The 24,656-nt window shown below is 46.4% G+C and carries 22 protein-coding genes; 9 read left to right on the forward strand and 13 right to left on the reverse strand.

Features of this window, described 5'->3' with window-relative positions; translation table 11 throughout:
• Positions 1-101: 101 nt before the first annotated feature.
• From murI to DB398_RS10665, 8 genes are all read right to left on the reverse strand, one after another.
• Positions 102-881 (reverse strand): glutamate racemase, encoded by a 780-nt coding sequence (gene murI / locus DB398_RS10630; RefSeq protein WP_108424356.1) that lies wholly within the window; start codon positions 879-881, stop codon positions 102-104.
• Between the two features lie 90 nt (positions 882-971).
• Positions 972-1,481: an OmpH/Skp family outer membrane protein gene (locus DB398_RS10635; RefSeq protein ID WP_108424357.1), complete on the reverse strand. Its 510-nt coding sequence runs from the start codon at positions 1,479-1,481 to the stop codon at positions 972-974.
• 46 nt (positions 1,482-1,527) lie between these two features.
• Complete coding sequence (locus tag DB398_RS10640) at positions 1,528-2,361, reverse strand: OmpH/Skp family outer membrane protein (RefSeq protein ID WP_108424358.1); 834 nt, start codon at positions 2,359-2,361, stop codon at positions 1,528-1,530.
• Positions 2,362-2,458: 97 nt separating this feature from the next.
• Positions 2,459-5,134 carry a BamA/OMP85 family outer membrane protein gene (locus DB398_RS10645; protein WP_108424359.1) on the reverse strand — a complete coding sequence of 892 codons (2,676 nt, stop codon included), beginning with the start codon at positions 5,132-5,134 and terminating at the stop codon, positions 2,459-2,461.
• Positions 5,106-5,846: an isoprenyl transferase gene (locus DB398_RS10650; RefSeq protein WP_108424360.1), complete on the reverse strand. Its 741-nt coding sequence runs from the start codon at positions 5,844-5,846 to the stop codon at positions 5,106-5,108. The genes DB398_RS10645 and DB398_RS10650 overlap by 29 nt, the downstream gene beginning before the upstream one ends.
• 2 nt (positions 5,847-5,848) lie before the next feature.
• Positions 5,849-6,532, reverse strand: coding sequence for a type IX secretion system protein PorG (gene porG / locus DB398_RS10655; protein ID WP_108424361.1), 684 nt, complete (start codon positions 6,530-6,532; stop codon positions 5,849-5,851).
• A gap of 112 nt (positions 6,533-6,644) precedes the next feature.
• A complete protein-coding gene (locus DB398_RS10660) occupies positions 6,645-7,526 on the reverse strand; it encodes an NAD kinase (RefSeq protein WP_108424362.1) in 882 nt (293 codons plus the stop codon).
• Position 7,527: 1 nt separating this feature from the next.
• The gene (locus DB398_RS10665; protein ID WP_108424363.1) at positions 7,528-8,184 is read right to left on the reverse strand and encodes a CBS domain-containing protein; all 657 of its coding nucleotides are present in this window, start codon (positions 8,182-8,184) and stop codon (positions 7,528-7,530) included.
• 86 nt (positions 8,185-8,270) lie between these two features.
• Here DB398_RS10665 and DB398_RS10670 point away from each other — a divergent pair, with 86 nt between their 5' ends.
• From DB398_RS10670 to clpX, 7 genes are all read left to right on the forward strand, one after another.
• Complete coding sequence (locus DB398_RS10670; RefSeq protein ID WP_108424364.1) at positions 8,271-8,987, forward strand: pyridoxine 5'-phosphate synthase; 717 nt, start codon at positions 8,271-8,273, stop codon at positions 8,985-8,987.
• Positions 8,987-9,757, forward strand: a complete 771-nt coding sequence (locus DB398_RS10675; RefSeq protein ID WP_108424365.1) for an alpha/beta fold hydrolase — start codon at positions 8,987-8,989, stop codon at positions 9,755-9,757. The genes DB398_RS10670 and DB398_RS10675 overlap by 1 nt, the downstream gene beginning before the upstream one ends.
• Before the next feature lie 124 nt (positions 9,758-9,881).
• Positions 9,882-11,384, forward strand: a complete 1,503-nt coding sequence (locus DB398_RS10680; RefSeq protein ID WP_108424366.1) for an SGNH/GDSL hydrolase family protein — start codon at positions 9,882-9,884, stop codon at positions 11,382-11,384.
• An 80-nt stretch (positions 11,385-11,464) separates the two neighbouring features.
• Positions 11,465-11,809, forward strand: coding sequence for a phage holin family protein (locus tag DB398_RS10685; protein ID WP_108424367.1), 345 nt, complete (start codon positions 11,465-11,467; stop codon positions 11,807-11,809).
• 99 nt (positions 11,810-11,908) lie between these two features.
• Positions 11,909-13,231: a trigger factor gene (gene tig / locus DB398_RS10690; RefSeq protein ID WP_108424368.1), complete on the forward strand. Its 1,323-nt coding sequence runs from the start codon at positions 11,909-11,911 to the stop codon at positions 13,229-13,231.
• A gap of 90 nt (positions 13,232-13,321) precedes the next feature.
• A complete protein-coding gene (clpP, locus tag DB398_RS10695) occupies positions 13,322-14,002 on the forward strand; it encodes an ATP-dependent Clp endopeptidase proteolytic subunit ClpP (protein ID WP_108424369.1) in 681 nt (226 codons plus the stop codon).
• A 91-nt stretch (positions 14,003-14,093) separates the two neighbouring features.
• On the forward strand, positions 14,094-15,329 hold the full coding sequence (gene clpX, locus DB398_RS10700; RefSeq protein WP_072878341.1) for an ATP-dependent Clp protease ATP-binding subunit ClpX: 1,236 nt from the start codon (positions 14,094-14,096) through the stop codon (positions 15,327-15,329).
• A gap of 12 nt (positions 15,330-15,341) precedes the next feature.
• Here the strand turns inward: clpX and DB398_RS10705 are convergent, their stop codons facing one another.
• Positions 15,342-15,893 carry a dienelactone hydrolase family protein gene (locus tag DB398_RS10705; RefSeq protein WP_108424370.1) on the reverse strand — a complete coding sequence of 184 codons (552 nt, stop codon included), beginning with the start codon at positions 15,891-15,893 and terminating at the stop codon, positions 15,342-15,344.
• A gap of 168 nt (positions 15,894-16,061) precedes the next feature.
• Positions 16,062-17,573, reverse strand: a complete 1,512-nt coding sequence (locus DB398_RS10710; RefSeq protein ID WP_108424371.1) for a GH3 auxin-responsive promoter family protein — start codon at positions 17,571-17,573, stop codon at positions 16,062-16,064.
• Positions 17,574-17,669: 96 nt separating this feature from the next.
• On the opposite strand from DB398_RS10710, the gene DB398_RS10715 reads away from it, so the two are divergent.
• The gene (locus tag DB398_RS10715; protein ID WP_108424372.1) at positions 17,670-18,464 is read left to right on the forward strand and encodes a DUF2797 domain-containing protein; all 795 of its coding nucleotides are present in this window, start codon (positions 17,670-17,672) and stop codon (positions 18,462-18,464) included.
• Between the two features lie 27 nt (positions 18,465-18,491).
• Positions 18,492-19,259 (forward strand): DUF6090 family protein, encoded by a 768-nt coding sequence (locus DB398_RS10720; RefSeq protein ID WP_108424373.1) that lies wholly within the window; start codon positions 18,492-18,494, stop codon positions 19,257-19,259.
• Positions 19,260-19,428: 169 nt separating this feature from the next.
• On the opposite strand, the gene DB398_RS10725 is transcribed toward DB398_RS10720, so the two are convergent.
• The 3 genes from DB398_RS10725 to sppA are packed head-to-tail and all read right to left on the reverse strand — an operon-like array spanning position 19,429 to position 24,644.
• On the reverse strand, positions 19,429-22,137 hold the full coding sequence (locus DB398_RS10725; protein WP_108424374.1) for an AsmA-like C-terminal region-containing protein: 2,709 nt from the start codon (positions 22,135-22,137) through the stop codon (positions 19,429-19,431).
• Between the two features lie 36 nt (positions 22,138-22,173).
• Positions 22,174-22,881, reverse strand: coding sequence for a queuosine precursor transporter (locus DB398_RS10730; protein WP_108424375.1), 708 nt, complete (start codon positions 22,879-22,881; stop codon positions 22,174-22,176).
• Positions 22,882-22,883: 2 nt separating this feature from the next.
• A complete protein-coding gene (sppA, locus tag DB398_RS10735; protein WP_108424376.1) occupies positions 22,884-24,644 on the reverse strand; it encodes a signal peptide peptidase SppA in 1,761 nt (586 codons plus the stop codon).
• Positions 24,645-24,656: the final 12 nt, after the last annotated feature.

Raw genomic sequence — 24,656 nt, forward strand, 5'->3', positions numbered from 1 at the left:
GAATTACACGAATACACTTGGATTTGATGTTTGAACTTGAGCTTGATATTTTTACCAAGCCAGAATCCTGTTTATCAATTCCTTGCCTAACTTTTCAATAATCAAAAATCAAGATGGGAAACTTGGGCATCGGAACAATCGATCAGACTTTTCAGGACCTCAATGTCCTTATTGGAATAGAAAACAGAGGTCTGGGCACCTCCATCGGTCCGAAGTAGGCCATTTTTTTCCAAGACGGCCTTGGTCTGCCGCGCCACCGCCTCCCCCGAATCGATAATGGTGATATTTTCGGGCAATAGTTCCTTCAGTACAGGCAGCAAGTAAGGATAATGTGTGCAGCCCAATACAAGACAGTCTATGCGCTGTGCCAACATGGGTTGTAGAATCTCTTCCAATACGGCCCGCATCTCTTCTGATTGGACCTTTCCTGCTTCAATGAGCTCCACCAGCCCCCTGCCCTCTTGTTCCAAAACGGTGATACCCTCGGCAAACAGTTTGGAGGTATTGTGGAACAGACTGCTGGAAAGGGTTCCCTTGGTGGCAAGCACCCCTACTTTTTTGGTCTTGGTCTGCAGTGCAGCCGGTTTGATGGCGGGCTCTATGCCGATAAAAGGGACATCGTAATTCGCTCTTAAATAGTCTATCGCGTTGGTGGTGGCGGTATTGCAGGCCACAACAATGATCTTACTCCCCCTGTTCAATAAAAACTCGGTATTCTTGATACTAAGTCGTAGGATTTCCTCTTTGGATTTCACACCATAAGGGGCGTTGGCACTGTCCGCAAGGTATAAGGTGTCCTCAGCGGGAAGCATTTTATGGATTTCCTTCCAAATGGAAGTGCCCCCTACGCCTGAATCGAAGATGCCAATTGGTATGTCCATACCCAAAAATAAAGACTAAAAAGTTCATGGAACAAAAAAACCGCTCCTCATATTGAAGAGCGGTTTTTTTGAATTGTATACGATATTGGTTTAGAAGCCCAATTCTTTCTTTACTTCGGGCAGAAGATCTTTGCCTTTGGCCACGATAAGGCTCAATCCTGGGCTGGCATCGATCACATAATCGAATCCTTGCGCAGCGGCCACTTTTTCAATGGCTGCCTTGGCTTTGTCAGAGATTGGCGCGAACAGCTCTTGTTGTTTTTTCTGCATTTCTTGCATAGCTGCTTGCTCAGCTTCCTGAATGTTTCTTTCGAACCCTTGAAGCTCTACTGCTCTTTGCTCGTTCTCCTCATTGGTCTTGGAAGTGGCCTCATTTTGATATTGGGTCAACTTGTTTTGAAGCTCTTTCATGGAGCTTTGTATGTCTGCCCTATAGGTTTCCTGCAATTTCTTCAACTCTGCTTGTGCGGCCTTCATCTCCGGCATATCAGACAATAGTTGCTGTACATTGATATGTGCAACCTTGCTCTGCGCGCTCACAAAACCCGTAGCCGCTACAAACAATACAAGGGCCACAGCAATCCTTTTTACATTTCTCATGGTTCTAGTTACTATTTTGATATTAAATTTAGTGTTTCAATATATGTTATTCTATTGAATCTTTTGGTTGTTCCTGCACTTTTTTCCGTTCGTCCAATTTGGCATCACGTTTGGCCTCGCGCTCTTCCAATAATTTCTTTCTTCGTTCCTCGTAGGCCTTTTTTCGTTCTTCCCTGAGCTTCAACTGTTCAGCTCTTCTATCCTCTATGGCCTTGGCATTGGCTTGCTGTATGGAATCTGTCCTTTGCTGGCGATCCAACAGGGCCTCGCTTATTTCTTCCTCTTCTTCCGCATCCTCTTCAATGAACCTATCCAATCGGTTCTGCTGTTCTTGCTTTGTGTTGGATGCACTTACTTTTCTGGTACGTGCTATTTCCCTTAAAACCAAGTCGCTGACGTCGTGTCTTTTTTCGGAGTACAACATTACAACATCTGCCGATTTATCAAAAATAAAATCGTATCTTTTATTGGCGCCTATTTTCTGGACTTCGTTGAAAACCTGGTCCTGAATGGGCTGTATCAACAGTTGTTTCTGCATCACCAAATCCCCCTGCGGACCAAAGCGATCCTGTTGATAATCCAACATCTCCTTTTCCAAGATTTGGATCTCTTCATCCCGTTCGGCGATAAGCTCATCCGTGAGGAGCACTTTTTCCGCCATCAGGTCTTTTTTCATTTGTTCAATGGCACTCTGTTTCAGCTCTATCTCCTGCTTCCATTTTTGCGCCTTGATCTCCAACTGTTGGGTGGCATCCCTATATTCCTCCACATTATCCAGGATATACTCCATATCCACGTATCCTATGCGCACCCCCCGCTGGGAAAATCCATAAAGGGACGTCATAAGGACAACCAATGACAAAAGAACTTTTGTATTCATCTTTACTTCCGCTTTTTACATAGAAAATATCGTGCCAAATTAAACAATCCATTTATAATGAGTTGTTTAATTTATATCAAGACACTATTTCCCTTGATTAAAACTGCTGCCCGATGATGAAGTGCGTTTGCCAGCCGCTTGGTCCGACCGACCCAGGTCTGGCATCGCTATCGAAGCCATAACCAAAATCGATTCCCAAGAGTCCGAATGCCGGCATAAAAATACGTAGCCCCACTCCGGCAGATCTTTTTATCTCAAACGGATTATAGTCATTAAAATTGTTGAACGAGTTCCCTGCTTCCAAAAATGTAAGTCCATAAATGGATGCAGAGGGTTTCAAGGTGAACGGGTAACGGAGCTCCAAGGAGAATTTATTGTATATGGTACCCCCCTCTTGTTCCAGGTTTCCAGTGATGGCATTGTTGATATATGGGGTGAGGGATTGGTTCTCATACCCACGCAACTGTACAATATCCCTACCGTCCAGGGTGAAGTTTCCAAGACCGTCTCCACCTACATAGAACCGCTCAAAGGGCACATCCCCGATATCGTGGTTATAGGCTCCCAAAAATCCGAACTCGGCATTGGTACGAAGTACCAATTTGTCCACCAAACGGGTGTACCAATCTCCTTTGAACTTGATTTTGTAGAACTCCAACAATTTGAAACGCTCCTCTTCCAACCTTTCCAAATCTCCTCTAAGTTGAGTGTATTCCAATAGTTCTTCCGGCGTAGCATTGTTAGGGTTTCCTATTTCACTTAACCTCTCCGTAGTTTCATCTATATCTTCCTTGATCTGCTTAAAGTCCTTAGTGCCAAAAAGGGAATAGGGAGGGGTAAACTTGGCCGTAAGCTCAAAGTTGGAACCTGTCATCGGGAAAATCCTACTAGGTCCTTGAGAGCTCCTAGAAATTCCTATGGTGTAGTTAATGGAGTTGGAACTACCATTTCCAAAGTTGAACAGACCACTGTTGTAATCGTTGAAATCGTATCGCTGGTAACTCACCGCATGGGATATGGTAAAGAAGTCATCGGGCCATTGCACCCTTTTCGCCAATCCTGCCGAAACCCCAGTGATGGCAAACCCGCGTGATTTATCCACATCTATCCTACCCCTGCTGTCATATCCTGTGGCAAATTGCTGCGTCCTGGATAGGGACAAGTTGAACCTTACCGGTTTTTTTCCTCCCAACCAAGGTTCGGAGAAGTTCAAGCTATACACCCTAAAGGTCCTACTGGCCTGCAAACGCAGGGCAAAGGTCTGGCCATCTCCCATTGGCACAGGCTTGTATGCCTCGCCGTTGAAAATGTTCTTCAGTGAAAAGTTACTGAAAGAAAGTCCAAGGGTTCCTATGAAACCTCCGCCACCAAAACCACCCTGTAGTTCTATTTGACTGGAACCTGCTTCCACCAAACTGTACTGGACGTCCACTGTACCTGCATTGGGGTCTGGATTGATGATATCCGGTTTTATCTGTTCCGCATCGAAAAATCCAAGTTGGCCCAATTCGCGGATACTCCTTACGATGTTATCCTTACTGTATTTTTGACCTGGCCTTGTACGCAGTTCCCTAAAGATCACGTGGTCGTTGGTCTTGTCGTTGCCCACCACGGTGACGTGGTCCAAAAAGGTTTCCTTCCCCTCAATGATCCTTATCTCAAAATCGATGGTGTCGTTCACTGCGGAAACCTCCACGGGATTGATGCTGGAAAAGAGATATCCATTGTTCTGGTACTGATTGGTCAAATCTATGGCATCGGGCTTACTGTCATCGGCAATCCTTTCCTTCAACAATACCCCATTATAGGTGTCGCCCTTTTTGATGCCCAAAATTTGGGCCAGTTGCCTGTCCGTATAGACCGTGTTGCCCACAAAGTCGATGTCCCCGAAATAATATTTATTCCCTTCTTCGAGCTTAATCTTGAGATCAATATTGTTTTCATTGACCCTGGTAAAGGTATCCATCAAGATACGGGCATCCCTGTAGCCCCTTTCGGCATAGGTATCCATCAAATTGGTTAGGTCTTCCCTATAATCTTCCTCAATGTATTTTGATTTTTTCCAGAACCTATAAAACTTCTTCTTTTTGGTCTTTTTCAAGGATTTGCGAAGCCTCTTGTCCGAAAGCTGATCATTGCCTTCAAATACAATCTTTCGAATCTTGACCTTGTCCCCTTTGTTCAGGTTGATGACCATGTTCTGGACATTGACCCCTGAGGTATCGGCAGCGGTGGCTATGTTCACCTTTGCATTGAGATACCCTTGTTTTTTGTATTTGTTCTGGAGATAGTTCTTGGTGTTGGCTATAAGGCTTTCCGTTATCTTCTTGCCCTTTTTAAGGTCGGTATCATCGATAATATCCTCAACCTTACGCTTTTTGACGCCATATACGGTGACATTGTTCAAGGTAGGGCGTTCTTGGATATAGAGTTCCAAAAAAATCTTTTCGCCTTCAATTTTGGTGTAGTACATCTCCACATTGCTGAAGAGATCTAGTCCCCACAACTTTTTGATGACCGCACTGATCTCATCGCCGGGCACTGTTATGGGCTGGCCCACACGCAATCCTGTGTACGTTTTTACGGTCTGCTCGTTGTAGCTCTGAAGCCCGGTGACCGTCAAATCCCCCAAGATGTATTGTTTCCCGTCCTCAAATGAGGTTTCCTGGGCCAAGGCCTGACCGGAGAAAAATAATAGGGGGAGAAGTAATTTAAGGTATGAATGTATAGAGTTCCTAATACCCTTAATTGAGTTGTTCGCTAGTTTTTCCAAATCGTCGTTCTCTATTTTGGTAACTTAATATTGCCTCTACCAAATGATGCTCTCTAAAATCCGGCCAAAATACATCAATAAAATATAATTCGGCATATGCAATCTGCCAAAGCAGAAAATTGCTTATTCTACACTCTCCACTGGTACGGATTAGCAGGTCCACATCGGGCAGGAAGTGCGCGTAAAGATGTGTATTTATAACGGCTTCGTCAATATTTTCAGGTGAAATTATATTATTTTTAACTTTGGTCGCAATCTGCTGTACGGCTGTTTTTATCTCTTCCCGCGAGCCATAGCTGAGGGCCAGGGTAACTGTCATTCCCGTATTTTTTGATGTTTTGAAAATGACCTCTTCCAATTCCTTGCGCACTTTTTCGGGCAAAGTGTCCATTTTACCGATGGCCTTCAACCGTATATTGTTCTCGTGCAAGGTCTTGAGTTCTTTTTTCAACGCAGTCACCAAGAGCTTCATCAAGGTGTCAACCTCAATCTTCGGCCGGTTCCAGTTTTCAGTGGAAAAAGCGTATAGGGTCAGAAAGGGAATCTGGAGTTTGGCACAGCTTTCCACGGTTTGCCTTACGGACTCTACACCATTCTCATGGCCAAAAACCCTGAGTTTGCCCCGTTGCTTGGCCCAACGGCCGTTACCATCCATAATGATGGCTACGTGTTGGGGAAGTCTGTCCTTGTTTACGTCCTCTAGTGTGTGCATTCTTATTGAAAACAATCCTGGCAGGGCTTGCGTCCAAAGGTGTACGTCAACGTAAACCCTGTAAAGACATACCAGTCATCGCTCAATATGTTTCCGAACCGGAACTGCTCAAAATTGGAACCTTCGGGATTGCTTGCGTCCAAATTGTCCGTAAACGTATACCTGGCCCCAATTTCGGCGCCGAGGATCAGGAATTGATTTAACCGATACTTTGCCCCAACCGTCATTGGAATTGCAAAACTACCTTCTTTTTGGTTAATATCCTGCACTTGAAGGGCATCAATATAATTAAAATCGTATCTGAAGTAGGTCAAACCCGTGTAAAGGTAAGGCGTGAAGGCAGGTCCGAGCTTGTGCAGATTGTATTCCACAAAGTTGATTTCCAGTCCCAAGGAGGCTTCCAGAACAGAATTGTCCACGATATAGGCCCTTTCCTGTCTGGATTCCATGCTGGATTTTGTATCGTCTGCCGTGAAATCGCCATAGATGACACTGGCACGCCATGCATATCTTTTACTCTTGTTCCATTTGAAGATTCCACCAAAAGCAGGACCGGAAGGCAATATATAGTTTGTCCTTCCCACATCGCCCACCATATTGGCACCACCGGCAAACACCCCCACCTCATAGGTCTGGGCACTGAGCTTGACCACACAGCATAGAAAAACAGCCAAAACTATCCGCATACTATCCAAAAAATTTCACGTGTTAAGAGTAAAGGAAGGTCAATAAGTATGATGTTTGCATTGTTCTCCTTTGTTAAACAGTTTTTCGCTCCTTTTATTGTTTTTGATGGGTTCAATTGCGTCGATCCTCCCCCCAAAGTAGTTTGTTGCGCAATGTTTTCAAGAAGCTTTCCGATTTGTACTCTATCATTTTTATGACAACGTCCGATTTTCTGATCTTGATTTCCTTGCCGTTGGGAATGTCGGCTATCCTGGAATCCAAGGAGACCAAATGGGTCTTTTCCCTGCCAGAGACCTTGAGCCGTATCTGGGTGTCATCCGAAATGACCAAGGGACGTGCATTCAGGTTGTGCGGGGCGATCGGGGTGAGCACCAATGACTTTGCCGTAGGGGCGATCACAGGCCCGCCGCAGCTCAGGGAGTAGCCCGTAGATCCCGTGGGCGTGGAGACAATCAGTCCGTCTGCCCAATAGGAGGTCAAGTATTCATCATTCAGGTAGGTTTCCACGGTGATCATGGATGTGGTGTCCTTTCGGCTAACGGTAACTTCGTTCAGTGCAAAGTTGAGCCCGTTGAACTCATCCAGGTCGGAGTTCAGCTCTACTTCCACCAAAGTGCGTTCCTCAATGGTATAGTGTCCGGCCACAAATTCGGTGACCAATTTGCGTACGTTCTCTTTTTTGAAAGTGGACAAAAAACCCAACCTGCCCGTGTTCACCCCTACAATGGGAATGCCCAGGTCCTTAATATAGGTAACGGCCCGCAACATGGTACCGTCCCCACCAAAACTCACGAACATGTCAAAAGTGGAATCCAATCCTTTGGATTGGGAAAAGATACCCTGGATATGCCCCTTGGTGGATGTGGAGACCAAATGGTTGAATTTTTCCTCTACGAAAATGCTGGCATCCAGTTTCTCCAGCTCTTCCAGCAACTCCTCCACACAATGTTTATCTTCCTCCAGAAAAGTTTGACCGTAAATGGCTACCTTCATGCTATACGTTGAGATATTTTTCCAAATAGTCCGATCGTTGTTTCAAGTCTTCCAAAAACTGATCGTCGCTGTTTCCAAAAATGATGCTATAGTTGTACCGCCTAAAAGTCTGCGTCACCTCATTGAGGCTCTGTGTGCCTATTTTGAGGGTAATCTGCACCACATCGTTCTCGGAACCTGTGATGAAAGCCCCCAACAACCGGGCATTGTTGCTCTCCACGATCTGCGCTATCTCACTGAAGGAATAGTCCTTGATTCCCGTGGATACCACAAGTATGGCTCCGGGTTCCTTAAAAAATGGAGTATCTATGAAAACACTGACAATATCTTCGAGGTTATAATAGCCGAGGACCATCTGGTTCTCGTCCAAAACGGGCAAGATGTTGGACTCGTTCCTGGAGAACATTTCCAGCACGTCCAGCCATGCCGTTTCCTTGACCACGAAGAAACTTTCCAGTTCGTACCTAAATTCCTCTATGGTCTTGTTCGGTTCAAAACAGGCCAGGTCATTCTCCGACAACATCCCCAGATAAATGCCATTCTCTGTGACGGCCACATGGGAAAAAGTGGTCTCCTCAAAAAATTTGATGACATCCTTCAAGGTTTCCGAAACCTCAAAAATGGGAACATTGGTCACAATTTGGTCTTGTATGTACATGACAGTTCTATTAGGTGCAAAATACTAATTTAAAATGGCAAAAGGCGTGCCTAATCCTTATTTTTGCCTATCTAAAAAAGAACTTTATGACAAAGTTGAGTGTCAACATCAACAAACTGGCAACTTTACGGAATTCCCGTGGCGGCAATGTCCCCAACTTGATCACATCGGCCAAGGACATTGAGTCGTTCGGTGCTGAAGGAATCACCATCCACCCCAGACCGGATGAGCGACACATCCGCTACCAAGATGCAAGGGACCTCAGGAAAATCGTCACCACCGAATTCAATATAGAAGGCAATCCTGTCCCCAGTTTCATCGACCTGGTCCTAGAGGTAAGACCCACCCAGGTCACACTGGTACCCGATGCCGAGGACGCCATCACCTCCAATGCCGGATGGGACACCATAAAACACAAGGATTTTTTGGTGGATGTGATCAAGACGTTCAAGGAACAAGGTATCCGGACCTCCATTTTTGTGGACCCCAATGTGGAGATGGTGAAAGGGGCCGCCAAAACGGGCACGGACCGGATAGAGCTCTATACCGAAAGTTTTGCCCATCAATTTGCCGAAGGCCACAAAGAAAAAAGTATTGCCCCTTTTGCCGAAGCGGCCAAAATGGCACACGAACTTGGATTGGGCATCAATGCCGGGCATGACCTCAATCTGGACAATATCAAATTTTTCAAGGAACACATCCCCCACCTTTTGGAAGTTTCCATTGGACACGCCCTCATCTGCGAATCCATCTATATGGGACTGGAAAATGTGGTGAACATGTATCTACACCGACTGAAATAATGGAACTACTACATTCAAAAATACTGGGAGAAGGCAAACCTTTTTTGATCCTACATGGTTTTTTGGGCATGTCCGACAACTGGAAGACACTGGGCGCCCAATATGCCGAAAATGGGTATGAAGTGCATTTGCTGGACCAGCGTAACCACGGCAAAAGCTTCCATTCCCCCGATTTTGATTATGAGCAGCTCGCCAAGGACGTCCAGAACTATATGGCGCACCACAACATGGGGTCGGCCAATGTACTGGGCCACTCCATGGGCGGAAAAACGGCAATGCATTTGGCCACTTCTCACCCTGAACTGGTCACCAAACTGATTGTGGCGGACATAGCCCCCAAATTCTACCCGCCCCACCACCAAGATATTGTCAATGGGTTGGCCACTTTGGATTTTGATCAAATATCCAGTCGTACCGAGGCCGATGAGATCCTTTCCAAAAGCATCAGGAATTTTGGCGTGAGACAGTTCCTCTTGAAAAATCTGTATTGGGTAGAACAGGGAAAGTTGGGGTTCCGCTTCAATTTTGAGGTGCTCAGGAACAAAATGGAAGAAATTGGGGACAACATAGGCCCCACGGCTCTTTACGAAGGCCCCACCCTCTTTCTCAGGGGAGATCGTTCCGAATACATCCAGCCCAATGACCTTCCCGAAATCAAAAAACACTTCCCGAAAGCACACATTGAGACCGTGGACAATGCAGGGCATTGGCTCCATGCAGAGAATCCCAAGCAGTTTTTTGAAAAGAGCCTTCATTTCTTAAATTCCTAAAAATTTACCCTTTTTATTATGCATGCATAATTTTTTCATCCATTTAATTGTCTGTATAACAATTTTGATATAGCTTTGGTTAATTCTGGTTTTATCAGGAACTAACTCTAACAGATTATTCGATATGAAAAAGTTTTATGCCTTGCTCCCTTTTTTAGGCCTATTCTTAATTGCATGTGAAGATGATACCTCCCTACCCGAAACACCGGGCCCAGAACCTGTGGACTATACCGCGGGGACAGCAGATTTTACCAAGTATGTTGCCGTAGGCAATTCCCTTACCGCAGGATTCTCGGACAACGCCCTCTTCATTGATGGGCAAGAAGCTTCCATGCCCAACATGTTGGCCTCCAATTTTGCCCTTGCAGGCGGAGGCGAATTTACCATACCCTACATGGCGGACAATTTGGGCGGAATGACCCTTCAAGGCAGCCCCATTTCAGGCAATAGGCTTTTCTTGGCCTTTGCTGCCGGTGGTCCGGCCCCAACCCCCGTTGCAGGACAGGGGAGCACCGAGGTTTCCACCAAACTCACGGGACCATTCAATAACATGGGCGTCCCAGGAGCAAAAAGCTATGAACTCTTGGCACCAGGCTATGGTAGCCTGGCAGGTTTGGCCATAGGAGCAGCCAATCCTTACTTTGTTCGTTTTTCATCATCGGAAAGCGCGACCGTGATTGGTGATGCCGCCGCGCAGAATCCCACCTTCTTTACCCTTTGGGCCGGCACCAACGATGTCGTATTATACGCCATTGGCGGAGGCGCCGGTGAAGACCAGGCAGGAAACCTGGATCCAAGCACCTATTCCCGGGATGATATCACCGATCCCAACGTATACGCCAACGTCATGAACGGAATTTTAATGACGATGACCGCAAACGGGGCCAAAGGCGCCATTGCCAACATTCCCTACGTTACCGACATCCCCTATTTCACAACAGTGCCACACAATCCCATTCCGTTGGATGCCGCCACCGCAGGATTTCTGAACAGTGCTTCGGCCTATGGAGCCTATAATGCCGGTCTACAACAATTACAGTCAATGGATTTGATAACCGAAGATGAGTTGGCAAAAAGAACCATCACCTTTGCCGCAGGCGAAGGAAATGCCGTTGTTATCATTGATGAGGACCTTACTGACCTCACCATATACAACCCGGCATTGATCAACATGAGACAAGCCACCGAAGAAGACCTTATGGTGCTCACCTCAAGAACCTTCATCGGCACCTTGGCCAATCCCAACGACCCCACATCCATCAATGGTGTGGCAGTGCCTTTGGCCGACCAATGGGTACTTACTCCCGAGGAGCAGGAATTAGTGAAGAATGCCACAGATGCCTACAACCTGACCATTTCTTCCTTGGCCAGCACCTATGACCTAGCCTTCGTTGATGCCAACGCACTGATGACCGACATCAAAGCAAATGGTGTTCAGTTGGCAGACGGCAGTATCGTTACCGCAGCCTTTGCCACTGGCGGAGGGTTTTCATTGGATGGTGTCCATCCGGCCCCTAGAGGCTATGCCATTTTGGCCAATGCCTTCATCGCGGCCATCAACACCAAATACGGATCGAATTTGCCCGGTGTAAATCCTTTGGATTATACCGGACTATATATTAACTAAGCAACATTTAATTTACTATCTTAAAGGCACCGTTTCTGACGGTGCCTTTTTTAGTATCAAAAAAAATCCAAAACAACCTTATGAAACTCATTTTAAGACTTTTACTGAATGCCCTGGCCGTTGTCATCCTATCCTACATCCTGCCTGGTGTGGGGGTGGACTCCATGTTTACCGCCATTATTGTCGCCGTTGTCCTGAGCATCCTCAACTTTTTGGTCAAGCCCATATTGGTCATTCTCACACTTCCCATCACCGTGCTCACCTTGGGCCTCTTCCTCTTGGTGATCAATGCCATTATCATTCTCATTGCTGCAAAATTGATCGATGGCTTTCAGGTGGTGAGTTTTTGGTGGGCCATCATCTTCAGCTTGTTATTGGCTTTTTTGCAGGCCATTTTGCACTCCATTTTGAAAGAGGATCAATAGAATTCATTTTGTTTGACATTCAAGCGTTTAAAAAGTTGCTGCCAAACCAAAAATGCATTACTTTTGCCACCCATTTTTGAATAGCAAATTAGGTAGGAGATGAATATTACTAAAGAGCAGATTGACGATCTTAATGCAGTTGTAAAAGTCGCCATAAGCAAAGAAGACTATCAGGACAAGGTAGAAAAAATCCTAAAGGATTACAGAAAACAGGCCAACATCCCTGGTTTCAGAAAAGGTCAGGTTCCCATGGGACTGATCAAAAAGCAATATGGCAAGGCCGTTTTGGTGGATGAAGTGAACAAACTGCTCCAAGACAACCTGAACAAATACCTTACCGAGGAAAAATTGGATGTGTTGGGCAATCCCCTGCCCAAGCAGCAGGAAAACTTTGATTGGGACAAGGACCACCTCGATTTTGAGTTTGAACTTGGACTGGCCCCCAGTTTCGATGTACAGCTCAAGACCAAAAAAGCGGTGACCCAATACAAAATTGTCGCCGACAAGAAAATGATCGACGAGCAAGTGGAGCGCATCCAGAAGCAATATGGAAAACTTGTTTCCAAAACTGAAGTGGGAAAGAAAGCCGAAGTTACCGGTACTTTTACCAATGAGGCCGAGGACATTGACCACAAGACCACCATCGAAATAGACAAGATCAAGGGCAAAAAAGCCTTGGACGCCCTTACCGGGAAGAAAGTAGGCGAAACAGTGACCCTAGCCACCAAAGGCCTTTTCAAAGAAGATTATCTTTTGTCCAGTGCCTTGGGCATCAACCGTGACAAAGCGGACAAATTGGACACCAACGTCACTTTCACCATTGATGAGATCAACGAGCGCGAACCCGCCGCTTTGGACCAAGACCTGTTCGATAAATTGTTCGGAAAGGACAAGGTAACCTCTGAAAAGGAGTTGAAGGACCGCATCAAGGAAGATTCCGAAAAACAATTCGAGCAACAGTCCGATCAGAAGTTGTTGAACGACATTACTGAAAAACTGATCGACGAGACCAAGTTTGAACTTCCTGCCGAGTTCTTGAAAAAGTGGATCCAGATCAGCGGCGAAAAACCACTTTCCGAAGACGAGGCCAAAGAAGAGTTTGAAAGATCCGAAAAAGGACTCCGTTATCAACTTATTGAAGGCAAGATCATCCAAGAGAACAACCTTCAGGTACAGTTTGACGAGCTCAAGGAATTTGCCAAAGGCTTCATCAAGGCGCAAATGGCACAATATGGCCACTTGGATCCAAAAGATGAGGAACTGGAAGGCATTGCCGCAAGGGTATTGGGCAACCAGGACGAGGTGAGAAGGCTTTCGGAGCAGTTGATGAGCCAAAAACTATTGGACCTTTACAAAGAAAAGGCCAACCTCAAGGCAAAGGAAGTCTCTTACGACGACTTTATCAAGGAAGCATATAGCTAGGCTATCGCTAAAAGAAAAATAAGTATCTTTACGGTGCCGAAAAGCAACTTTTTCGGCACCTTTTTTTTAAGATAAATCGAAAGAAATCCTATGGATTACGGAAAAGAATTCAAAAAATACGCCACCCAGCACCATGGCATGAACAGCATGCACTATGACCAGATCATGAGCAGCATGTACCCCATGAACATGACCCCGAACATCATCGAGGAAAGGCAGTTGAACGCCATTGCCATGGATGTTTTCTCCCGATTGATGATGGACCGCATCATCTTTTTGGGCACAGGGATCAACGATCAGGTAGCCAACATTGTACAGGCACAATTGCTGTTCTTGGAAAGCGCGGATGCCTCCAAGGACATCCAAATATATATCAACTCTCCGGGTGGAAGCGTGTATGCCGGATTGGGCATTTATGACACCATGCAGTTCATCAAACCCGATGTGGCCACCATTTGTACCGGTATTGCCGCATCCATGGCCGCCGTGCTGCTTTGCGCCGGACAGGAAGGCAAGCGAAGCGGGCTTACCCACTCCAGGGTAATGATCCACCAGCCACTTTCAGGGGCACAGGGCCAGGCCAGCGATATTGAAATTGCAGCGAAAGAAGTGTTGAAGATCAAGGACGAACTGTACCAGATCATCGCCAAGCATTCCGGACAACCTTTTGACAAGGTGTATGAGGACAGTGACCGTGATTACTGGATGAAAGCCGATGAGGCCAAGGAGTACGGAATGATCGACGAAATTTTGGCAAGGGACAGATCCTAACAAATTAGTTTATTAAAAAACAACCACTTAGCGCAAACCAAAACCATTTTTTTTACGTTATTGTAGGTTGAATGCAGAATATTGATGAAGTATGGCAAAGGAAAATCTGGAATGTTCTTTTTGTGGTAGGAAAAAACCAGAAACCAATTTATTGATTGCAGGACTTGATGCACACATCTGTGATAGATGTATAGAACAGGCCCACAGCATAGTCGCTGAAGAATCCAAACAATCCAAGAACCAAGACCTCTCTTCCGAACTGGTCCTGAAAAAGCCCATGGAGATCCACGATTTCCTGGACACTTTTGTCATTGGCCAGGAAAGAACGAAGAGGGTAATGTCGGTTGCGGTGTACAACCACTATAAAAGGCTTTTGCAGCCCAAGGGCAAGGACAATGATGTAGAGATCCAAAAGAGCAACATCATCATGGTGGGGCAGACCGGAACCGGAAAGACCCTTATCGCCAAGACCATAGCCCGAATGCTGAACGTGCCTTTGGCCATTGTGGATGCCACCGTGCTCACAGAGGCCGGTTATGTGGGCGAGGATGTGGAAAGCATACTCACCCGTCTACTACAAGCTGCAGATTACAATCTGGAGAAAGCGGAAAGGGGCATTGTCTTTATCGATGAGATCGACAAGATTGCCCGAAAAAGTGACAACCCTTCCATAACCCGTGATGTTTCCGGGGAAGGTGTGCAGCAAGGATTGTTGAAACTATTGGAAGGCACCGTAGTGAACGTTCCGCCCAAAGGCGGGCGTAAGCACCCCGATCAAAAGTTCATCGAGGTAAATACCGAGAACATCCTTTTTGTGGCGGGCGGTGCATTTGACGGCATTGAACGTATCATCACCAAACGCTTGAACATGCAGGCCGTTGGTTATAGTGCTTCCAAAGCGGAGGACAAGTTGGACAGCGAGAACATCCTCCAATACATCATCCCAAAAGATCTGAAGGAATTTGGGCTTATCCCTGAAATCATTGGTAGGCTACCGGTGCTCACCCACATGAACCCTCTGGACGCCAAGACCCTAAGGGCCATTTTGACCGAGCCCAGAAATGCCATCATCAAACAATACGAAAAGTTGTTCGACATGGATGGAATTTCGTTCACCATCACGGAACAAGCGCTTGACTATATTGTAGAAAAGGCGGTGGAGTACAAATTGGGGGCACGCGGATTGCGTTCGCTCTGTGAGGCTGTATTCACCGATGCCATGTTCACCCTGCCAAGCAGTGACGAAACGGAGTTCAAAGTCACCAAGGCTTACGCCGAAAAAATGCTTTCTTACGAGACCATCAAAAAACTGAAAGTGGTGTCCTAGACCCAAAAGGGTCTAGACCGCTTTCTTGGTAACCACTTGTGTCACTTGTTCCAAAAGGCCCAAGCACACTTCTGAAATGATTTTTTCATCGGTGTAAAGACCGTGACCGAAATGGGGAACCACATTGAGTTCCACTCCCATTTCCTGTGCCCATTTCTGGTTGGGCATGAACTCATCATACTCCCCATAGATCAAATTCATGGGTACATCGGGCCTTTGGTCTTCCAACCTGATCCGTGTAGCCGATATAGAGGTAAGGGATTTCATGGGCAAACCTCGAAGTGCCGCTTTATAGGCAATGGTCCCTCCCGTACTGAAAGCCAAGTAATGCGCCGGTGTGGTTTCCTTTTTCAGCAATTGGGCAACTGCGGTATCGATTCCACCATCAACAAAGGCCTTGTGGATGTTCTCTTCGGTGTTCAATGGCACATCGATGCCCCCTAGTTGCTGGCAATCGTGAAACACGATGTCGTAATACTGCTGAAGGTATCCAAAATAAGAGGCTATCCATAGCCCCTTTTTAGCGCCCCACATGTCTGAGATGACTACCAGTTTTTCTGTCATTGTTTAATGGTTTAGTGTTTGACAAAATTTGATGGGGAAATTTCATCATTAAACGTGTAACCTCCGCTTTTATTTGTTCAAAAGATTCGTTTCCACGATAAAGGGTTCAAATTTACGAAAACGTTTTCGTAAATTCAATATACGGAGTTACATTCTATAAAAACTATGTTATTGCACGTTCATTTGGAGCAACTCTTCAATGTAACACCTTTCGTTTGAGAGCCTTGGAATTTTGTGCTGACCTCCCAATTTGTTCTTGGATTTCAACCAATCATGGAAAAGGTTCTTGCGTGCCACGTGCACTTTGGGCATTTTGAGGGTGATATTGTTGTACCGTTTTGCCTCATAGTCCGAGTTCAACGATTTGAGCGCATTGTCAAGGGATTCAATAAAATGTGATACATCCTTAGGTGGCTTTCTGAATTCAATGACCCACTCGTGGGCCCCTTTTTCCTTATCGGTCATGAAAATGGGAGCAGCGGTGTAGTCCATGATCTCGGAATCGGTGGTTTGGCAAATCTGTCGCAAGGCTTCCTCCGCGTTTTCAATGATCAGTTCTTCCCCAAACACATTGATGTGGTGTTTGGTACGCCCAGTGATCCTGATCCGGTACGGGTCTTTACTGGTGAACCGCACTGTATCACCGATCTTGTACCGCCAAAGTCCGGCATTGGTGGTGATTACCATCGCATAGTTTACCCCTAGCTGCACTTCCCACAAAGGTATGGCCTTACCATCTCCTCCGGGACCCATCGGGATAAACTCATAGAAAATGCCATAGTCCAACATCAACAATAGGTCATCTGAATTGTTCTGGTCCTGTATGCCAAAAAATCCTTCGGAGGCATTGTAGGTCTCATAATAATTAAAACTTTTGCGGGGCAACAGTTTCTTATACTGGTCGCGGTAGGGCGTGAAGCTCACCCCGCCATGGAAATAGACTTCCAGGTTTTCCCATATCTCGAACAAATGGCCCTTACCGGTTTTCTCCAAAACTTGGTTGAGCAATACCAACATCCATGAGGGAACGCCTGCCAAACTGGTCACATTTTCTTGGATGCTCTCCTCTATGATGGCCTCCAATTTGGATTCCCACTCGCTCATCAGGGAAACCTTGTTGCTGGGCGTACTGCTGTATTCTGCCCAAAGGGGCATATTGTCTATCAAGATAGCGGAAAGGTCCCCGAAAAAGGTTCCATTGTCCTCATAGAGCTCCTTGCTCCCTCCCAACCTGAGGCTCTTTCCAGTGAACAATTGGGAATTCTCATTATTGTTCAGGTAGAGGCACAGAAGGTCCTTACTGGACTTGTAATGACAATCCTCCAAGGCCTCGTTGCTCACCGGAATGAACTTGCTCTTGGCATTGGTGGTGCCACTGCTCTTGGCAAACCATTTGATGGTGGTGGGCCAGAAGAGGTTCTGTTCGCCTTTACGTGTGCGTTCTATCAATGGGGCCACATCCTCATAGCTCACCAAGGGCACCCTGTTGCAGAATTCTTCATACTTGGGCAAATCCCTGAAGCCATACTGTTTACCGATCATGGTGTCCTGGGAAAAATCCATCAACTGTCTCAATACCTCATCTTGGACATCCAAGGGGTACTTCAAAAAAAGCTCTATCTGATGATAACGCTTTTTCAACAACCAAGAAGCTATGGAATTGAATAATGGTATTGGCATTTTTAGGTATCTTTAACCGAGAATTTAGCAAGGTGTAACCGCTAAAATAGCTTTTCTGGCTTTCATTTTCAAATTAGAAACAAACATTCATTCCACATGCTATACGAAGGAGTCCTACGCAAAATGCAAACCGAAAACGGGAAGCCCATCCAGTACTTTTTGGTCTTCGAGAACGATTTTCTCAACATGAACCAAGCGTTGGGCAAACAGCTCCAAATCGATTTCATCAAGTTCCAATGTCTGAACTGTGGAGAGGACAAGCCCATCTACAGACAGGGGTTCTGCAAATCCTGTTTTTATGAGACCCCGCTTGCCGGCGATTGGATCATGAAACCTGAACTGAGCACGGCCCATCTGGACAAGGAGGACCGTGACCTGGAATACGAAAAGAAGATGCAGCTACAGCCACACATTGTATATCTGGCCAATTCCAGCAATATTAAGGTGGGCGTTACTCGAAAATCGCAAGTACCCACTCGTTGGATCGATCAAGGGGCGCATGAGGCCATCGAAATTGTGGAGGTGCCCAACCGATATCTGGCCGGGATCACCGAGGTGGCCCTCAAGGATCATGTGAGCGACAAGACCAGTTGGCAGAAAATGCTCAAAAACGACATTGAGGATGTGGACCTCGTGGAGTGGCGGAACAAGTTGAAACCCTTTATTCCCGACGAAGCGGCCAAATATTTCATCGAGAACAATGGGGAGACCCATCTTGATTTTCCGGTACTGCAGTATCCAGAAAAGGTAAATAGCCTAAACCTGGACAAAACACCTAGCTACACGGGGGTACTCAAGGGCATCAAAGGTCAGTACCTCATCTTCGAGGACAACACCGTGTTCAATGTACGGGGCAGCGAGGGATATTATGTAGGTATCGGCATCGGTTGATGCCTTTTTCAAAACCAACCTTATACCATGCTCAAATTTTTTAGAAAAATCCGAAGGGGACTGATCGAAGAAAAAAAGGTCGGCAACTATGTGCTCTATGCCATTGGCGAAATCGTATTGGTGGTAATTGGCATTCTTATCGCCTTGGCCATTGACAATGCCAACGAGGACAGCATCAAACACAAGAAGCAACAGGTTTATCTCATCGGTCTGAAAAAGGAATTCGAGACGAGCCAAAACAAACTCAAGACCCTTATTTCTGTCAACAAAAAGAGCTATGAGGATTCCAAGACCATCATAGGTTTTATGCAGGACCCAAACCGCCTTCCTAATGAAGAGGAACTGTCCAACCTGCTCTACAATGCCTTCGCTTTTGATATTTCCTATAACCCCAACAATTCGCTATTGGAGGAAATGATCAATTCGGGCAGCTTGAAGGACCTCACCAACCCACAACTTCGGGTTTTGCTCACCAACTGGATTTCCAATATGGATGATATTTCCAAACAAGAGGCCATGCTGGACCAGGAGAGGGACCAAATCATCAATATGTTCCGAACGAACGAAAACAGCATCAAGACCATTTATGACCTCACAGGGGTTTCCGGTGATTTGGGACTTCCCGTTGCCACGGAACAACTGAGCAACCTCCCCCTTTTGCAATCCACCGAATTTGAGAACAATCTGTTGATGTTCGTCCTCACCAGCATCACCACGGAAACCATGCACTACGTTCCATTGATGCAGAGCATGGATGAGATTCTGGCCACTATCGAGGGTGAAATCGAGGAATAAAAAAGGGCTGTCTAAAAAGGTGTCATTCTGAATGAAATGAAGAATCTTTTTGAAATTCACCCATTTGGCAATAAAACAATAAAGATTTTTCACCTGCCCCTTCGACTGCGCTCAGGGTGACAGCTCAAAATGACAATTTGATCACTTTTTAGACAGCCCTTTATATTTTTTAGTTCACAGTATCTTTCTTCTTCTTGCCCAATAATCCACCGAGTACGGATTTTGCGGCATTCTTTACGTCTTCTTCCTTGGTTGTGGTCTTGGTCGTATCGGTAGTGGTGGTCTTCTTGTCACCGCCTAGCAGGTTCCCCAACGTTTCTTTCACCCCGGAGGATTTGGTAGCAGTGGTGTCACCCTCGTTCTTTTTGAACACATCGGACAACAGATCTTTGGCCTTGTCCTTGCCTTGGTTCACCAATTTTTGTTTTTGGATCTCCACCAGCTTTGTGGTCAAGGTCTTGACCCCAGAGGTCAAATCTGTGCTTACCGTAGGGCTGGTAAAGTTGCCACCAATATTTGCTGTAACGGGAATGGTGACCTCACCCAGGCTATTATCGTTCAATTGGGCGATCAGTTTGTTCACCTCCGCGCCCAAATATTTGGCAGGAACGTCCAAAGTGGCCTTGTATTCCATTTGTTTTTCAAAACTATGGCTACCTGCCACATTGATGGCAATGTCCTTGTACTTTAGCGTAAAAGGCTTTACACTCACGGTTCCATTGTCAAAACTCAAGGCCGTTTTTAGCCCATCCAGATTGATTTCCTTGGTGTTCAAGAAATTGAACTTGCTGTCCAAGGCCGAAACCAAGGGCGCTTTTTCGGTATCCACCTTTGGTGACAACAATTCGGCCAAAAGGTTCCCGGATATGGTCGCCAAATTGGGGGTAAAGTCATCCTTCAGGTTCCCGGATATCTTGATGTCGGAATTGAGTTTTCCCTGAATGGCGCTGGCCAAGGGTGTCAACACTTTGAACAGGTCCAATCCGGCAAAGGATTCCCCGATGTTGAAGTTGCTCATCCCAAGGTCCACATCAAATGTAGAGCTGGCCTCTTTGGTGGAAACGGAACCCGACAAGCCCAGTGTACCTCCAAAAAGATCGGAAGTGAGATTTTGCACCGTCGCCGTTTCATCCTTGATCACCAAGGTTCCCTTCACGTTCTTCAGTTTCAGGTTGTCATACAGCACGGTATTGGCCGCAGCCTCTACGGTACAGTCCAAAAAAGAAGGTATTTTTATACGCTCCTCACCCGTAGTTGCAGGGGTACTCTCCTTTTCGCCCGTGCTGGTTCCCGTCTCGGCCGTTTCTTCCATCATAAAATCGTTCAGGGCAAACTGGTTGGAGCTCAGTTTGAAGTTACCCTCCACTTTTTCATCGTTGAACATAAAGCCCAACAAATTGGTCAACGTTCCTGAAGCATTGAAATCGGTGCTTCCCGTTTTGCCTTCAAAGGAGTTCAGGGCTACCGTTTGCGGGTTGAAGGTCATGGCCGCCTTGCTGATGGCCACGGGGTTCTTTAGTTCTTCGGAGGCATATTCAAATCCTGTGAGCTGCATGTTACCGCTCATCTTGGTGTTCTGGTACTGTTTTTTCTCCAAGGATTCCATATCAAAACCGGTGGTCACGTCCGCATTCAGGATTCCTTTCAGGTTATAGTCATCGGGAACGGGATAAGCCTGTGAAATATTGGCCAGATTGATTCGTCCGTCCATGTGGGCATCCACCTTGGTGTTGCCCATCAGCTCCCTGATCTTGGCATTCATGTTGAACTTGTCCTCGTCAATGGTAAAGGAGAGCCTGTTGATGTCCACGTAGGTATCTTCGGTGATCCCCGTTTCGTTGTTGATCTCGGTATCGATGAACACATTGCGCACGGCCTTGGGCAGGTCGGGATATTTGAAGGACGCATTGTCCGAATTGATGGCAATCTTGAACGTAGGGATGTGTTCTTCGTCCACAATGCCCTTGAACTGTCCGTTCACCTCAAAATTACCCGTGGTCTGCACGGTCTCGATGTTCTTGGAATAGGCTTCCGGGATCACGGCGAGGAAATTCTTGAAATCGGAAGAGGGCGTCTTGAAGGTAATGTCCACTTCTTGGTTGTTCTCATTGATCTTTACAAAACCATCGAACACCAAGGGCAGTTGGTTCACCAACGCCTTGTTCTCCAAAAAGGAATATTTGCTCTCCGCCAGATCGATATCGATCAAGGCATCCAGATTGATCTTGTTTTTGTTCAGATACAGGGTGCTGTCCATCTCGAAGGAGACCAAGGCATCTGTCTTGGTCTTCAATTGGGATTTTTCGAGGGATAGATCTCCGGTACCGGAGTGGTTCATTTCGGAAATGGCCAAACGCATACCGCTGGAAAGATCATGGTACACAATCTCGGAATTGGTGATGTTATAGGAATCCATGTTCAAGGTGAAGTTGTCCCCGGATTCTTCGGTAGCTTCGGACGGGGCACTTTCATCTTCCTTGGCAATGTCATAGTTGGCATTTTCGTTTTCATCCACTTTGACATTCAATTTGGCCTTGTCCACATTGAATTTTTGGATAACGATGGGCTCATCGGCAGACTTGAACAATTCCTTGATGGACATGGTAAGCTCTATATTCCCTGAGGAAAACAGGGTGTCACCCTCAAACGGGGCCTTGTTCACCAGTGAAATGTTCGTGAGTTGCACATTGGCGCTGGGAAAGCTCTTGAGCAAGCTCAGGCTCGCATCCTCAAAATCCAAAGTGGCATTGATACTGTTGTTGACCTTGTCCTTGATGATCTGTTCGATTTTTCCTTGAAGGAACAAAGGAATGGCCACAACCAGGGCGATGAGTACAAGTAGGGTTATAACGGTAATTTTCAGGACTTTTTTCTTCATACTAAGATGTTTTACAACAAATTAAAGGAGAAGTCCTCAATCTAAAGAAATTTCTTCCCCTATTTTTAAGTTAAATCTTTTACGCATTAGATATACGAAAAGATAGAGCAGAGGGGTGTCCAAAAGTGCTATAATTATCTTAAAAAGTACTCCACTGATAACCAGACCATAGAATTTGTCCCAAGGCAAAACGCCAAATATGCACAAAAGCCCCACCACGGTGACCGTATCTATCAGTTGTGATGAGAAGGTGGAGAAATTGTTCCGGAGCCACAGCATTCGGCCCTGTGTCACCTTTTTCCAAAAGTGATAGATGCTGATATCGATGTACTGCGCCGCCAGATAGGCCAACATGGAGGCCAGCACACCCAAGGGCGATAGTCCAAACACCTTACCGAAGGTAGCATCATCTATGGGTGAGCTGGGAATAGCCTTGGAATAGATGGCCAACAAAATGATGCCCATGGAAAAAAAGGAGGCAAAGATGCCCGCCGTCACCACTTGATTGGCTTTTTTCTTTCCGTAGATCTCAGAGATCAGGTCGGTGATCAAAAAAGTGATCGGATAGGGCAAAATCCCTACCGAAAGCTCGAAAAGGGGCGCCCCAAAAACAGTGACCTCACCGAACGGGGCCCAATGGAAAAATTTTTGAAATATGAGGTTGGACACCACCAAGGAGGTGATGAACAGTGCCCCAAGGTACAGATAGATGGAAAATGCCGCTTTTTTGTCCTTTTGCGTCATGCTTATTTAATGTTCAGACGGAAAGGCATCTTGGCCTGAATCCCTTCCTGTTTGCCCAATTCCTTGAACTCCTTCAAAAGTTGGTAGGCTTCCGTACCGATCTCTTCCTGGATGATGGACTCCCCTATCTTGGTCTTTACCCCGCCCATATTCTCCATAAATTGCTCAAAGCCTGACTTGTATTTTGGATATTTTCGAATGCCGTAGGAATCCAATCCCGCCATTTCGGCCGCCGCCGCTATGGCATCGTCCAAATTGCCCAGTTCGTCCACCAAGCCGTTCGCCTTGGCATCCACCCCACTCCATACCCTTCCCTGGGCGAGTGAGTCCACTTGGGCAATGCTCATGTTGCGGCCTTGGGCCACACGTTCCAAGAAGATACCATACGTTTCCTCGATACTTTCCTGGACCACGTTACGGAACGAGTCGTCCATGGGCTCGAACAGCGAATAGTCCACCGAATTTTGGTTGGTACCCACCTGCTCGGCATTGATGCCTACATTCTTGGCCAGTTCATTGATGTTGGGAATGGTCCCAAACACGCCAATGGACCCAGTGATGGTCGTGGGTTCGGCAAAAATCTTGTCACCTGCCACACCGATATAGTATCCACCCGATGCTGCCACGTTTCCAAAGGAAACGACCAAAGGCTTTTCCTGTTTGGCCAGTTGCATCTCCCTCCAAATGATATCGGAGACCAGAGCACTGCCCCCAGGGGAATCCACCCGGAACACAATGGCCTTTACACTTTCATTCTCCACCGCTTTTTGCAGTGCCTCAACGATCAGTCCCTGACCGATGTAGTCTTTTCCGCCCTCTCCGTAGAATATCTCCCCCTGGGCATAGATCACGGCTATCTTGTCGGTCCCTGTCACTATATTTTTCTTGCTTGCCGATTGGGCATAGTCCATAAACTTGATGTAGTTAAGCTCTTCACCCTCGTTCACGCCCACTTTTTCCCGGAGGAGGTCCTCGTACTCATCAAAGTGCAGTACCCCGTCCAACAAACCGGAGGCCACGGCCAAACTGGGTGTTCTTCCGCCCAAAGTATCGGCCACGATGTTCAGGTCCGCAGGGCTCATCTTTCTGGAGGCCGAAATGTCGTCCACAATAACATCCCAAATGGAAGTGATCAATTCCTTGATCTGCGTACGGTTCTCGTCACTCATGGTATTGGACAAAAAGGGTTCCACCGCGCTTTTGTACTTGCCATGGCGAATGACCTCCATTTTTATCCCTGATTTTTCCTGAAGGTCCTTATAATAAAGTACTTCTGTGGCAAGCCCCTTAAAATCGAGAATGCCTACGGGGTTTATATATACCTCATCGGCCACACTGGCCAAATAGTAATCCTTCTGGGAATAGATGTCGGAATGGGCGAGCACGAACTTGCCCGAGGATTTGAAATCGAGCAATGCCTCCCGGATCTCCCTGGTCTGCGCAATGCCCGCTTGCAAAAAACTGGTGGTGATACTGATTCCCTCGACACGGTCATCCGTTTTGGCCACTGCTATGGTGTGCAAGATCTCGTCCATGCCTAACTCGCCACCCCAAAGCGCGGCAAAAGGGTCGGTTTCGTCCTTACCCGTATAATCTAACACGGGGACCATGAAGCCAAGCTCCAGGACCGTGTTCTTCTTCACCACCACTCCATCATCCGCATTGCCCATCAACATCAAAAAAATGAAGAACATCCCCATGATTATCGCAAATGCCATCAAGCTTCCCAAAATGGAAGCCAATAGGTTTCTCAAAAAGTTCATCCAATGAAAATT

Source organism: Flagellimonas amoyensis, from assembly GCF_003058265.1.
Classification (GTDB): domain Bacteria; phylum Bacteroidota; class Bacteroidia; order Flavobacteriales; family Flavobacteriaceae; genus Flagellimonas; species Flagellimonas amoyensis.